Consider the following 13607-nt stretch of genomic DNA (forward strand, 5'->3'; position numbering starts at 1 on the left):
GGAAAGGTAAATCTGACGTAAAACAACGATAAGACGATCATAGAAGAGTGCTATTGTTTTGTATAATATATTAATAATCATGATTGATACGTTTAAAATATGAATATAGAACTACGTCACCTCCGCTATTTTATTGCGGTCGCCGAAGAGCTGCATTTTGGTCGAGCCGCAGAAAGATTACGCATTTCACAGCCGCCGCTAAGCCAACAGATTCAGATTCTGGAAGAGCAGGTAGGGGCAAAACTTTTGGCACGAAACAACCGGAATGTTCAGCTCACGCCAGCTGGTGAAATGTTCCTGAAAGAAGCCTGGTCGATTATCAGCCAGGTTGATCAGGCCGCTGAGCGGGCATCCCGCATTCAACGCGGTGAAATTGGAGAGTTAACGATAGGTTTTACGTCGTCCGCGCCGTTCATCAAAAAGATCTCCAGCAGCCTGCTGCGTTTTCGCCAAACGTACCCAGAAGTGCATATTCAAATGATGGAGCTCAACACCAAGCAACAAATTGAACCGCTGCTGAATGGTAAGCTCGATATCGGCATTATGCGCAATAACCCGTTGCCGGACGCGCTGGATCATCAACTACTATTACGTGAACCGCTTATTGCCGTGGTGCAGGAGTCGCATCCTTTAGCGCAGCAGGCCGCAGGGCGGGCAATCAACATCACACAGTTGGCAAATGAGCCGTTCGTTTTCTTCTCCCGCGCGGTTGGAACCGCACTGTATGACGATACGCTGACGCTATTGAAACGCTATGGCATCAGCCCTTACATCACGCAAGAGGTGGGTGAGGCGATGACCATCGTCGGGCTAGTTTCAGCAGGATTAGGCGTGTCCATTTTACCTGCATCATTTTTGCGTATTCGGGTTGATGGCGTTAAATATTTGCTGCTGGAAGAAGAGGACGCCACAACGGAAGTCTGGCTGGTTACGGCGCGACATCACCCGCAAAGTGCAGCAGCTAACATGCTGATGTCGCTGATGTTGGGCAGACAATAGTTAAAATATGCGGGCTAAATCACATAACGAATCAAATATTTGACGAGTTTAGTGAAAAGCCCCACCATACCCGCAGTTTTTTTATTTTGCAGCGTGAAAAATAGTCATGCCGCGATAATAAAGATGAATTTTTCAACAGCAGTGCCAGTTATACCCTAAATAATTCGGGTTGTAGACAACGCATAGGCAGCTTGAAATATGATGAGTATATAATGCGTAGGAGCCAGGTTTGTGATTGCTGACGGTCAACCAGGACACATCGATCAAATCAAACAAATTAATGCCGGTGCAGTTTATCGGCTGATCGATAAGTACGGCCCGATATCACGTATCGAACTGTCCAAACGCGCTCAGCTCGCACCCGCCAGTATCACCAAAATCGTCCGCGAACTGCTGGAAGCTCATCTGGTACAGGAAACTGAATATCAAGATGTTGGCAGCAGAGGGCGTCCCGCTATCGGCCTGATTCTGGATACCCAAGCCTGGCACTATCTTTCTGCACGCATCAGCCACAATACCTTGTTATTGGCGCTACGCGATCTCAGCAGTAAGCTGGTTGTGGAGGAGGACATTCCCCTTCCCGCAGAAGCCTCGCAGCCGCTGCTCGACCGCATTCTGAATGAAATCGACCAATTTTTTATTCGTCACCAAAAGCGGCTGGAGCGATTAACGGCAATTGCAATTACTGCACCAGGCATGATTGATGCCAGCAAGGGCATTATTCATCGGATGCCATTTTATGACGTTGAGGAAATGGCGATTGGTCCAGCACTGGAACAGCGCACGGGTCTGCCAGTGTATTTGCAGCACGATATCTGCGCCTGGACGATGGCCGAAGCGCTATACGGCGCATCACGCGATTGCCAAAATGTGATTCAGGTGGTGATCGACCATAACGTCGGCGCGGGCGTGATTACCGGAGGACGGATTCTGCACGCAGGGAGCCGGAATCTGGTCGAGATTGGACACACGCAGGTCGACCCTTATGGCAAACGCTGCTACTGCGGCAATCACGGCTGTCTGGAAACCGTCGCCAGCACGGAAAACATGCTGGAACTGGCACAGCAACGCATGAATACGTCCATGAGTTCACTTTTGCACGGCTCACCGCTCAGCGTGGAGAACCTGTGTGATGCGGCGCTCAAGGGTGATGCGTTAGCCAAAGATATCATTAACGATGTCGGTAATAACGTGGGCCGAATCGTCGCCATTATGGTGAACCTCTTCAACCCCGATAAAATTCTAGTCGGTTCCCCTCTGAATAAAGCGGCCAGCATTTTACACCCCGCTATTTTAGGCTGCATTCAACAGCAATCATTTCCTCCCTATAGCCACAATGTCCAGGTAGAAGCGACCCAATTCTACAATCAGGGCACAATGCCCGGTGCGGCATTGGTAAAAGACGCGCTCTACAATGGTTCGCTGCTGGTTAAATTGTTGCAGGGATAACCATAAAGACGTAGAGCAACAAAACATTGCGCTAACGCAAACCGTCCGAATGGGGCATAGCCTAGACTTTCACGCTTGGAAAGCATTTTAGCTGTGCTTGTTTTTTTGGTGTTTAGGTGGTCTGGAGTTATCCCATGTTGAAACGTATTTTTGTCACTGGTACCGATACCGCCGTTGGCAAAACGGTGGTATCCAAGGCGCTACTGCAAAAACTGGCGCAGGCAGGCAAATCAGTTGCAGGCTATAAACCGATAGCAAAAGGGTGCGAAGAGACGGAAGCGGGTCTGCGTAATAAAGATGCGCTGCTGCTACAGGCGGCCTCGACGCTGGAACTGCCCTATAACATGGTTAACCCCATCGCACTGCGAGAAGATGAAATCAGCATCAGTGAAGGAACCATTGATTATTGTGCGATGACGCAGGGCCTACGGCACATGGGCGAGGTCGTCGATATCGTCGTGGTTGAAGGCACCGGTGGATGGCGGACCGTTATGAACGATCTACGTCCGTATTCCGAATGGGTAGTACAGGAACAACTGCCTGTCGTGCTGGTTGTCGGCATCAAACTGGGTTGTATCAGCCATGCGCTGTTGACAGCGCAGGCAATCATCAACGATGGCTTACCGTTGGTTGGCTGGGCAGCTAACCGCATTAACCCTGGACTGGCTAATTACGCAGAAATTATTCACGTTCTGCGGAAAAAAATTCCGGCACCACAACTGGGTGAACTGCCTTATTTGCCGCGTGCCGAACAGCGGGATCTCTCGTCTTACATCGATCTTTCTGCCATCAGCTATTAATTCCTGTTGTCTTCTATTCCCGCATCTCTGCGGGAATAAATTTCCTCCGTCATGCCACCTGTTATACTCACAGGCAGTTTTTCTTCTTATCCTGAAAATATAATGAAAACAGAGAATAACCAGAAACAAACACCTGTTCCACATCGCCATTGGATTTTAATTGCCTGTATGTTAGCCATGTTCACGGCGGCGATTGAAGTGACAATTGTTGCGACAGCGCTGCCCACTATCATCGCGGATTTAGGCGGTTTTTCCCTGTTAGGTTGGGTCTTTGCGGGTTATTTGCTGACACAGTCGATCAGCATTCCAATTTATGGCCGATTGGCCGACCTGTATGGTCGTAAAAAGATTTTCTTCTTCGGCATGGTGGTATTCCTGCTGGGGTCTATTCTCTGCGGATTCTCGACGCAGATGGGCTGGTTGATTGTTTTTCGCACCTTGCAGGGTCTGGGCGCAGGGGCGATTACGCCGATTGCGTTCACCATTGTTGCCGATGTTTATAGCTCAACCGAACGCCCGAAGATACAGGGCTATTTGTCCAGCGTGTGGGGGTTTTCCGCCATTATCGGTCCGTTGCTCGGGGCGTTCATTGTGCAACACTTTAACTGGGCGCTGGTCTTCTGGGTCAATGTGCCGATTGGGCTATTCTCTATCTTCCTGCTGGCTCGTTATCTGCCGACGATCAATGCCGTTCGTCAGCATCAGTTGGACTGGACGGGGGCGTTCTATCTGGTTGTGTCCGTTGCCAGTTTGCTCATGGCGCTGCTACAGGCTGAGGTATTTGGCTACTGGGTGATTCCTCTGTTTGCGCTCTCCATCGTGGGCGGCATTTTGCTGGTTCGACAGGAAAAACGTACGCAGGAACCACTGTTTCCGCTGGCGCTGTGGCGCAACCGAATCATTATTGCCGGTAACCTCGGTGGATTAGTCGTCGGTGCTGCCATGATGGGGGTGAGCGCTTTTTTGCCGACGTTTATTCAGGGCGTGATGGGCAAAACACCACTGGAAGCAGGTAGCATATTGGCAATGATGTCGATAGGCTGGCCGCTGGCCAGCACGCTGAGTGGGCGATTAATGCTATGGACGTCTTACCGATTTACGGCGATGTGCGGCGGTATTGTACTGATTATCGGCAGTCTGACATTGTTAACGGTTCAACCGGACAGCAATCTTATGTGGGCACGGCTTGCGGCCTTTTTGATCGGCTCGGGAATGGGGTTGAGCAGCACCACGTTTCTGGTATCGATACAAAACTCGGTGGACTATTCGATTCGTGGCATTGCGACAGCCTCCGCCATGTTTACCCGAATGCTGGGTTCTGCGCTGGGAACGGCAATTCTTGGCGCCACGCTAAATATCAATCTGCATTGGCGATTGCCGGAAGTGAGCGATCCTCTACAGACACTCATGGACCCGGCCAAGCGTATCCTGCTGAGTGTGAATCAGCTCGATACGATGGCATCGCAAGTCGCGTCGTCAATCCACGGCGTATTTATCGTTTCCGCACTCATCGCGACCATTACGCTGCTTTCCGCCAGAATGATCCCCGTGAGCCAACGACCAGGACAGACGTAAACCCGACAGCAAAAGAAAAGGCGCGAAAGCGCCTTTTGAGGTTGCTGAAAAAGCCCGTAGAGCGAGAGTAACGGATAGATCGTAAAGACGCTGTGAATACATCCTTGTACGCTCGGCTTGCGCCATCCCTGGCGCAAACGCTTTACTCTTCTATTCCGTTACTCCCGTTTTCATTCAGTAAATAGGTTTGTCAATGGTCTGAAAAGGCGCGAAAGCGCCTTTTGAACATCCAGAAGAAGAGGTTACGGTGTCGTTGTCGGCTGGCCTTCAGCTGGCGCAGGTGCGCTTTCAGCATTCGCTTCGCCATCAGCATGACGGGTGTAAACAATCTTGTGTGAATCATTCTCGCAGTGACCAACTACCTGACCACCGGCCTGATTCACCTGATCGTTCGGTACAATATCCAGTGTAAAACCAGATTCTGGTACGCCATTGGCAATGATTTTCTGGGTAATATCCGCTTTCACGCTCTCGCAAGATGCCTGAGCAGCCAACGGAACAACCAAGAATAACGCAGCACCCAAAATGACGGTTCTTTTCATCTTTTGATCCTTTTCTCTGAAAAAGTCTCTTTGAGTATATCAAACGATGAAAATAACGCGAAAAAGCCGCGAAATAAGGCCATCAACGATGGCTCGGAAACACGCTAGACGCAGGGACCAGTGGCGCAACCATACATCATAAACAGCGGGAAAAGGATAACGGCCGGAATCATGAGAGGGGCAAGCAGTACTTCTTTACCGGAGTTATCACTGCTATTGATGACTACGGGGATTGGCTGCGGTAAGCGCCCATTTTCGGTTGGGCTGACCAGTGACCCTTTTTTCTTGCTGAACGTACCTTGCGCGCTAAACGTGACTTCGCCTTTTCCCATCGTCGTGGGAATTTGTGCCGCGTAGAGCTCACGTAAATCAAGTTCCTGTGCTTTGGTCAACCGGCGAGTATCAATCATATTTTTATATCTTGCATAGACTTGACCATTATTACGGAGAGAAAAATCGACCCTCACACCCGTAATGATGTCTTTATAATCGCGATAAAACGCGTAATAGTCCTGATACTCCTTTTGCGTTCTTGCATCAGGGAATTTATAAACGTAGGTATTGGACTCAGCGATAAGCGTCCCGTTGTTATTGGCGATATGGGTGATGTTGTCCGTTTCTGGATACGTGCTTGCGCATGAACTGACCAACAAGCACATGATCAGAAGGCCCCACAATTTTAGGTGAAAAGAGCGGAAAAATAACCGTGCTAAATCCCTATTCATCCTGATGCACTCCATTTTGGATAAAAACGCGTGTTGCTACGGTATAGCGATAATCGTTGAATTTAACGGTGACGTCATCATCGGATGCAGGTTAATTTGTTGCAATCTGAAGATAAAAGGGGAAACCCACGCCAGAAGGCGTGGGTAAAGAATCAAGGATTAACCGGACGACCAGTACGACGATCGAGGCAGCGATCGGTCGTGTTTTCCCAATAAGCGTTGACGTTATAACTCGCGTTGCACTTCTCACGCCCATCAATGGATTTTTCGGTTTTATCGAATTCTTTCTCAACGCGGTTATTGACTTTATTACGCAGCGAGCGGGTTGAATCCCATTGCTCTTTGCTTTGACGCGCCGCTTCTTTCGACAACGCGCTGTCGCCGGAATCGACAATGATATGGCGCGTATCAGCCAGAGCGGCTGGCTGCCAGGCAGCAGAAACGATAACCAGAGAAAGCGGGATGAAGGCCCGAATCAAAGAGGAAAAAGAGTAGTGGTTCATGTTTCACCTTGACAGAACGAATGATAAAAACAAACGCCGATGCCGCAAAATGATAACAAGCGCACGGCAAGCGATAGACAACAAAAGGCGACCGCCGTTCCCTATAACCTTTGCGCTTCGTGCAAAACGAAAGGTTGCCTATTACAAGAAGTATACATCCTTCGCTTCAACGGCACTATAACCGTGCAGCATTGGGTTAAGCGCAATTTATGAACCCAAAGAAAAGGGCATGAAACTACGTTCATACTCTTAATTCCCGTGCTGTCGGCGATTATCAGCTTCCGCGATGTACGCTTAACCCAGCAAAAGATTGGCTAACTGGCATCATTTCCAGCGTGTTGATGTTGACGTGCGCAGGCAGGGTGGCAGCCCAGAAAACAGCTTCTGACACATCTTCTGCGGTCAGCGGCGTCGTGTTGTCATAGGTTTTGCTGACTTTGTCGTCGTTACCCTTGAAACGCACGGCTGAAAACTCGGTTCCGCCAACCAGACCGGGCTCGATATTCGTCACACGGATTCGGGTGCCAGACAGGTCGGCACGTAACCCCAGGCTGAATTGCTGCACGAATGCCTTGCTGGCACCGTACACATTGCCGCCAGCGTAAGGCCAGCTTCCAGCGGTAGAACCGATGTTAATGACATGACCGATATTGCGCGCCACCATGTCAGGCAGCAGTGCGCGTGTCATAAATACCAGCCCTTTGTTGTTGGTATCGATCATATTTTCCCAATCGTCTACCGATGCCTTATGTGCCGGCTCCAGACCCAGCGCCAGCCCGGCGTTATTTACCAGCACATCAATCGCCCGCCAGTCGGCAGGCAGGGAAGAAACAGCCTGCTCAATCGCCTGACGATCGCGCACGTCTAATTTTAGCGTATATAACGCATCGCCCAGCTCCGCCTTCAGGGCATCCAGACGTTCCTGACGGCGGCCCGTCGCGATCACTTTATGACCCGCACTAATGAATTTACGGGTAATTGACTCACCAAACCCAGCCGTTGCACCGGTAACAAAAATAATCATGCTTTTTTCTCCCTGACCGTTTTCATGTTCTGCTTGTGCCTGATATCAATATAAATAATGAAAGGCATGAGATCATTTAGCCGCGCAATTCCCTGCGGGTCAAGCGTTACTCCGGTTTTAACGATGTGTTTCAGGAATAATTGCCCCTCAGAAAGAGGGGCAAATGTCGCGCCATAGCGGAGCAACAAGCTCGGAATAATGGAGAATTAAATCCAACTCTTTTTACGGAATTCGCGCATGGTATCCGCTACCCACTGCATTTCCTGCGGTGTACCTAATGAGATACGGCACCAGCTATCCGCCGGAGGAAACGCGCGGCCGATCAACACGCCAGCGTCTGCCATATGCTTTTGGTAATCCTTGAGCGGCACGACCAACTGGTGGAAAACAAAATTCCCTTCTGACGGCAAGTACGGCAATTTCAGATCATCTAGCGCCTTCAATAATATTTGACGCGACATATCATTACTCTTTTTACTGTAGGTAATAAATGCCGAGTCGTTCATGGACGCCAATGCGGCATCAACGCCGCTAAAGTTGATTTTTTCACCCGCGACATACCTTCCCATCAACGCAATCACGGTAGGGTGTGCAACGGCATATCCAACGCGCATACCGGCCATCGCGTGTATTTTGGAGAAGGTTTTGAGCAGAATAATGTTCTCTGCGCCTTGAGTAATCATCGGTGAAATAGAGCGAAAACGTGGATCATTGACGAACTCGGCGTAGGCTTCATCGACGATAAACATCGTATTGGCAGGCTTGCTGGCAATCCACGGTTCGATAACATCCGCAGGCGTAATCGTGCCCGTTGGGTTATTGGGGTTGACCAGATAAACGATGGAAGGGCCGTTGTAACTGGCAACCGCGGCTTTTAACCCTTCAATATCGAACGCCCAGTTGTTGAGCATTTTGACTTTAGTGACTTTCATTCCGGCAATTTTGGCAAAGTGCTCGCCGTCGCCGTAGGTTAATTCAGGAATCACCAACTGCGCTTCCAACGCTGCGTAAGCTTCGATCGCCGCTCGGATACCTTCGGACGACCCTGCCGTCAGCAAAATGGAAGGGGCTTCCACCTGATGATGTGCTGCCAGTTTATTGCCAAGCATCAAAATTTCATTCTTTGCGTAGCGGTTGGCTTTCACGACGGCATCGCGTGCGGCGGCTTGCGCCTTAGGTGACATACCCAGTGGATTTTCATTGAAATTAATGCGGATCGGGTTATCGGCCGAAGGCGCGGTAAATGTTGCGCTCTCAGGTTGTGTCTCGGCAAACACTCGCGAACTTAACCCTGTGGTTACCGCAGCCGTCCCCAGCAGGGCGCCAGAAAGTTTTAATAATGCTCTGCGTTTCGGGTTTAATACGTCGCTTTCATTGATTAAAAAATTCATCAAAACACTCTCCTTAGTTGCATAATGGCAGGAGAGCTAAAGCATAAAGCGAGCCAGTTTTTCTTATTGATTAATCGCTAATTCATTGTCAGATAGGAGAAATCATATTTTCTTACGACACGATTGCCCGCATAACGGGACATTTCACCTTTTCTTGCACATCCATTAAAAATAAAAAAAATTGATATATTCATTGGGAGATTAACGCAAAGAATATGAGTTACTTATGTTACTTATGCAAGGGATCCATCATGACGCATGAAATGATGCATCATGATGCGTTTGCCCTATGGGTAGTGTTGCATAGTGGAGAGCTCACGTTTCCTGATTGTCGGCTTCTACCGCAGCGTACAGCCGGTCAAGAATATCGGGAAAAGCAGACTGCACACGGTTCCAACTTGGTACAAACGGTTTATCACCTGGACTATCGCTGTAGGCATGGCCGGAAAGGGTGATCACGTCGGAAAATAACTCCACCGCTGACTCTTCTTTATGGCGGTCAAAACTCAGGCCGTTCATACGGGCATCGTGTTCGAAGGCATCAATCATATCGAGAGCGGTGCGATAGTAGGTTGCCCGCAGGACGCGAAACGAATCCGTGGTGATATTCACACCGAGAATCGCGAGCTTGCGATACAGTGCTTTGGTGATGTCAGCCGCCATGCGCTGTAGCCCTGCGTTCGGATCGTCTTCAGACATCGGTTGATGTTTATGGTCGTAGCGATCCGCGATATCTACCTGACAAATACGCCGGGTAGCGGTGCCGCGATGAATTTCTGACAGCACGCCAATTTCCAGCCCCCAATCACTCGGAATACGCAGGTTGTTCAGAATGGTGGTGCGCATCGCAAACTCGCCGGAAAGCGGATAGCGATAACTGCGCATGTAATCCAGATAGTCGGAATTGCCATAAACTTTTTGCAGCGATTTCAGTAACGGATAAACCAGCAGACGCCCCACACGGCCATTCAGTTTTCCCTCAGCGACGCGGGCATAGTAGCCTTTGCAGAAATCATAATTAAAGTGCGGATTCGCTACAGGATAGAGTAGGCGCGCCAGCATTGCCCGATCATAGGTGACAATGTCACAATCATGCAGGGCAACACAGGCTGAACGACGTGATGCCAACGTGTAACCGACGCAAAACCAGACATTTCGGCCCTTGCCAGGCTCCAGCGGTGCCAGCGATTTTTCTGCTAGCTCGTCGCTGAGTGCTTTCAGACGCGGACCATCGTTCCACAGAATACGATGCCGCTGTGGCAGACGAGAGAAAAATTCTCGGGCGTAAAGAAACTGCTCCCGATCGGCGCGATCCAGTCCAATCACAATTTCGCCAAGGTAAGAAACCTGGGATAGCTGCTCGATAATGTGGCTCAGCGCCGGGCCTTCCAACTCAGAATAGAGCGATGGCAAAATCAGCCCCATGCTGTTTTGACCGGAAAATACCTGAAGTTCATACTCCAATTCCTCCGTACTTCTCTGAGTGAGGTTGTGAAAATTAGTAATGATGCCATCTTGATAAAATTCGCTCATCATGTGCTCCCATACCATCTTGTGGCTAATTCATGCAAAGAAATGACCGTTGCCGATAAAGTGCTCCAGTCCTTCACTCCAGCCTTGAGGCCCTGAAGCCTGCGTACAATATTGCTTACCGGCATACGACTCAGGCAGGCTAACAATTTGATTCCCCTTACCTTTGATTAATACAGCGCAGTCTACGGCGCATAAAAGAGAGATATCGTTCGGGCCATCGCCGAGGCCGAGGGTTTTGACGTCAGTGCCGTATTTTTCGATATACTGTTTTTTTATCCAGCCCCCCATAAATCCCTTACTCGTTTGAGTTCCCATGACGTGATAGAAACGACCGCCTTGCGTCAAATCTAAACCCACGTCCGCCAATAACTGACGAAAATGCGGCAATCTGCTGGCATCATCCAACCAAAGTAACGGTTCAGAGGCTTCACGCTGTTGCGCTCGTCGGGCGTCTTGCTCGCTTAACCCTGTGACTTCCGCTATTTCCGTGCAGCTCATATCGCCAAATCCTTTGAAACTAAAACCTAATCCGCGTAGTTGCTCTAACTGCGTGCGGATAATGGAATACCCTGAACCGATTCTCTTCCTTGGATAATCAGGATGTGTTCGCCATGTTGGTGGCAGTACCGCAATGGCACCGTTTTCAGCAATATAAGGATAATCACCCAGCCCAAGTGCCTGCTGTAAGGGCTCAACTTCCGCTGCCGTTTTACTGGTGGTGATGATCAGTGGAATTGCCTCATTCGCCAGCCGTGTCAGCCAGCGTTGTGCGGCATCCCACCGATAAGTCTCATGGTCAAGTAACGACCCATCGAGATCGCTGAAAATAATTAGCTTCGTATTACGCGTTTGCATGGGTTCTCCATGTTTTATCGTGGATAAACAGAGAGTAACGATGGTCGGTGAACGTTAGTCTGAAAGGGCGAGTGGTTTGTCAGTGAGAGGGATTCGTGAATGTGATCGTAATCACACTTTAAAGATAGGCAGAGATCCGTAACTTCACCAATAGCATAATGATCTGGTTACTTCGTTGTACGAGATGGAAATACAGATTTTCAGCGTTACCGTCTTCATGCACAATGGCTATCTTAAGCAACGTGCTGTTTCAGCAATGAAAAGGACCATCCCATGCCCCATATCGATGTCAAACATTTCCCAAGAAACCTGTCTGAAGAAGAGAAGAAAGTCATTGCTGAAGATCTCGCTGCGGTTCTGAAGAAGCACTTCGGTTCTTCTAACAATTCGCTTTCTGTCGCGTTCAACGAAATTGAGCCAGAACGCTGGAAGGACGAGGTTTACGATCCGATCATCAAACCGCATTTGGATACGTTGGCGAAAAAACCGGGCTATTCGTATTAATTCACCTCGCATCTTAATGTGTTAGCTTGCCTGCTCCGAGACTTTTTTCAACGCAGCGGAGCGGGTTGACCACCAACAACAAAGATGAGGAGCATCGTGTCACCGCTTATTACCATTTGGGTTATAGGCAGTAAAAAGCCGATAACCTGTTATGGTTATCGGCTTTTATGATGCTGTAGAGCAGGGGGAGTTATGCGTTCAGCAGTTGCTGTGCGGTGCTTTCAACCAGGGCAAGCAAGACTTTGACATCATCCAGGTTCACCGTTGGGTTCAGTAACGTTAGTTTCAGGCAGGTAACGTCATCAAACTCGGTTACCCCGACGTTGGCACGTCCTGATTCCAGCAGTGCATCGCCAATACGTTGGTTAAGCAGTGCAATCGTTGCATTATCCAATGTCGACAACGGCTGTGGGCGATAGCGGAAGAGTACGCTTGCCAGCTGCGGCTGCATCACTAATTCCAACGAAGCGTGTTCATCCACATACAGGGCAACCTGTTGTGCCAGCGTGACACCGTGATCGATGATCGCCGCATACTGCTGTTGGCCTAATGCTTCCAGACCCATCCACAGTTTCAGCGCATCAAAACGACGTGTCGTCTGCAATGACTTCGACACCAGATTAGGCACGCCTTGGGCTTCATCGAACTCAGAGTTCAGGTAAGCCGCCTGATAGCGCATCAGTTCATAGTGGCGGGCTTCTTTCAGCAAGAATGCGCCACAGCTGATGGTCTGGAAGAATTGTTTGTGGAAATCCAATGTAATGGAATCCACCAATTCAATACCGTCCAGATAATCGCGATACTTCTCGGACAGCAATAGTGCACCGCCCCAAGCTGCATCAACGTGCACCCAAATCTGGTGTTCCGCTGCCAATGTCGCAATCGCCCGCAGAGGATCGATTGCACCCGCATCAGTCGTTCCTGCCGTCGCGACAATCGCCAGAATCTGCTCGCCGTTAGCCTTGGCCTGCGCCACTTTCTCTGCTAAATCGTTCAGATCCATCCGCGCGAAGCGATCGGTTTTCACCAGCGTGACGCATTGATAACCTAAGCCAAGTAAAGCCATGTTCTTTTGCACCGAGAAATGGGCATTTTCAGAACAGAACACTTTAATTTTCTTCAGGTTACCGACTAATCCGTCTTGCTGGATCGAGTGTCCCTGACGGGCGAAGAAAGCATCACGCGCCAGCATCAGCCCCATCAGATTGCTCTGGGTGCCGCCGCTGGTGAACACGCCAGCATCGCCGGACTGATAGCCGACCTGAGTACGCAGCCATTCAATCAGCTTCATCTCAATGATGGTGGCTGACGGGCTTTGATCCCAGGAGTCCATGCTCTGGTTGGTGGCGTTAATCAAAACTTCAGCCGCCTGACTGACCACCAGACTCGGGCAATGCAGGTGAGCGACACACTGCGGGTGATGTACCGACAGGCTGTCTTTCAAAAAGTACTCAATCGCACGCTCGATAGCGACCTGGTTACCCAGACCCTGAGGATTAAAATCCAGCGTGATGCGTTCACGCAGTTCAGCAACTGTTTTCCCCTGATACATCTCAGGCTGTTGCAGCCACTGCATAACGGCTTGACTACTCTGCGTAATCGCATCCTTATAGGCTTCGATACTCTGCGCAGAAGAAGCCAGAATCGGGTTTACTTCTGTTTCCACTACTTCTTTTTGCACTAATTGGGACATCGTGGTCATTCGCT

At 49.7% G+C, this 13607-nt stretch carries 13 protein-coding genes; 5 read left to right on the forward strand and 8 right to left on the reverse strand.

Going from position 1 to position 13607, the window contains the following annotated elements; all coding sequences use genetic code 11:
- Positions 1–99 precede the first annotated feature (99 nt).
- The 4 genes from KP22_RS05000 (at position 100) to KP22_RS05015 (ending at position 4823) form a co-directional block, all read left to right on the forward strand.
- On the forward strand, positions 100–999 hold the full coding sequence (locus tag KP22_RS05000) for a LysR family transcriptional regulator (protein WP_039322779.1): 900 nt from the start codon (positions 100–102) through the stop codon (positions 997–999).
- Positions 1000–1230: 231 nt separating this feature from the next.
- Positions 1231–2448, forward strand: coding sequence for a sugar metabolism global transcriptional regulator Mlc (gene mlc / locus KP22_RS05005; protein WP_039322782.1), 1218 nt, complete (start codon positions 1231–1233; stop codon positions 2446–2448).
- Between the two features lie 134 nt (positions 2449–2582).
- Positions 2583–3248, forward strand: a complete 666-nt coding sequence (bioD, locus tag KP22_RS05010) for a dethiobiotin synthase (protein ID WP_039299870.1) — start codon at positions 2583–2585, stop codon at positions 3246–3248.
- A gap of 102 nt (positions 3249–3350) precedes the next feature.
- Positions 3351–4823 carry an MDR family MFS transporter gene (locus tag KP22_RS05015; protein ID WP_039299866.1) on the forward strand — a complete coding sequence of 491 codons (1473 nt, stop codon included), beginning with the start codon at positions 3351–3353 and terminating at the stop codon, positions 4821–4823.
- Between the two features lie 242 nt (positions 4824–5065).
- Here KP22_RS05015 and KP22_RS05020 read toward each other — a convergent pair whose 3' ends face one another.
- The 7 genes from KP22_RS05020 to KP22_RS05055 form a co-directional block, all read right to left on the reverse strand.
- The gene (locus KP22_RS05020) at positions 5066–5365 is read right to left on the reverse strand and encodes a DUF1161 domain-containing protein (RefSeq protein ID WP_039322785.1); all 300 of its coding nucleotides are present in this window, start codon (positions 5363–5365) and stop codon (positions 5066–5068) included.
- 104 nt (positions 5366–5469) lie between these two features.
- On the reverse strand, positions 5470–5775 hold the full coding sequence (locus KP22_RS22685; protein ID WP_244880002.1) for a hypothetical protein: 306 nt from the start codon (positions 5773–5775) through the stop codon (positions 5470–5472).
- Between the two features lie 467 nt (positions 5776–6242).
- Complete coding sequence (locus tag KP22_RS05030) at positions 6243–6593, reverse strand: DUF1283 family protein (RefSeq protein WP_039299855.1); 351 nt, start codon at positions 6591–6593, stop codon at positions 6243–6245.
- Between the two features lie 274 nt (positions 6594–6867).
- Positions 6868–7617: a bifunctional NADP-dependent 3-hydroxy acid dehydrogenase/3-hydroxypropionate dehydrogenase YdfG gene (gene ydfG / locus KP22_RS05035; RefSeq protein WP_039322791.1), complete on the reverse strand. Its 750-nt coding sequence runs from the start codon at positions 7615–7617 to the stop codon at positions 6868–6870.
- Between the two features lie 206 nt (positions 7618–7823).
- Positions 7824–9008 carry a pyridoxal phosphate-dependent aminotransferase gene (locus KP22_RS05045; RefSeq protein ID WP_039322794.1) on the reverse strand — a complete coding sequence of 395 codons (1185 nt, stop codon included), beginning with the start codon at positions 9006–9008 and terminating at the stop codon, positions 7824–7826.
- Positions 9009–9323: 315 nt separating this feature from the next.
- Positions 9324–10541: a glycosyltransferase family protein gene (locus KP22_RS05050; protein WP_039322797.1), complete on the reverse strand. Its 1218-nt coding sequence runs from the start codon at positions 10539–10541 to the stop codon at positions 9324–9326.
- 30 nt (positions 10542–10571) lie between these two features.
- Positions 10572–11396, reverse strand: a complete 825-nt coding sequence (locus tag KP22_RS05055) for a mannosyl-3-phosphoglycerate phosphatase-related protein (RefSeq protein WP_039322801.1) — start codon at positions 11394–11396, stop codon at positions 10572–10574.
- A 273-nt stretch (positions 11397–11669) separates the two neighbouring features.
- Here KP22_RS05055 and pptA point away from each other — a divergent pair, with 273 nt between their 5' ends.
- The gene (gene pptA, locus KP22_RS05060) at positions 11670–11900 is read left to right on the forward strand and encodes a tautomerase PptA (protein WP_039299836.1); all 231 of its coding nucleotides are present in this window, start codon (positions 11670–11672) and stop codon (positions 11898–11900) included.
- A gap of 190 nt (positions 11901–12090) precedes the next feature.
- Here pptA and KP22_RS05065 read toward each other — a convergent pair whose 3' ends face one another.
- On the reverse strand, positions 12091–13602 hold the full coding sequence (locus tag KP22_RS05065; protein ID WP_039322804.1) for a pyridoxal phosphate-dependent decarboxylase family protein: 1512 nt from the start codon (positions 13600–13602) through the stop codon (positions 12091–12093).
- Between the last annotated feature and the right edge of the window lie 5 nt (positions 13603–13607).

The organism is Pectobacterium betavasculorum (assembly GCF_000749845.1).
GTDB classification, from domain to species: domain Bacteria; phylum Pseudomonadota; class Gammaproteobacteria; order Enterobacterales; family Enterobacteriaceae; genus Pectobacterium; species Pectobacterium betavasculorum.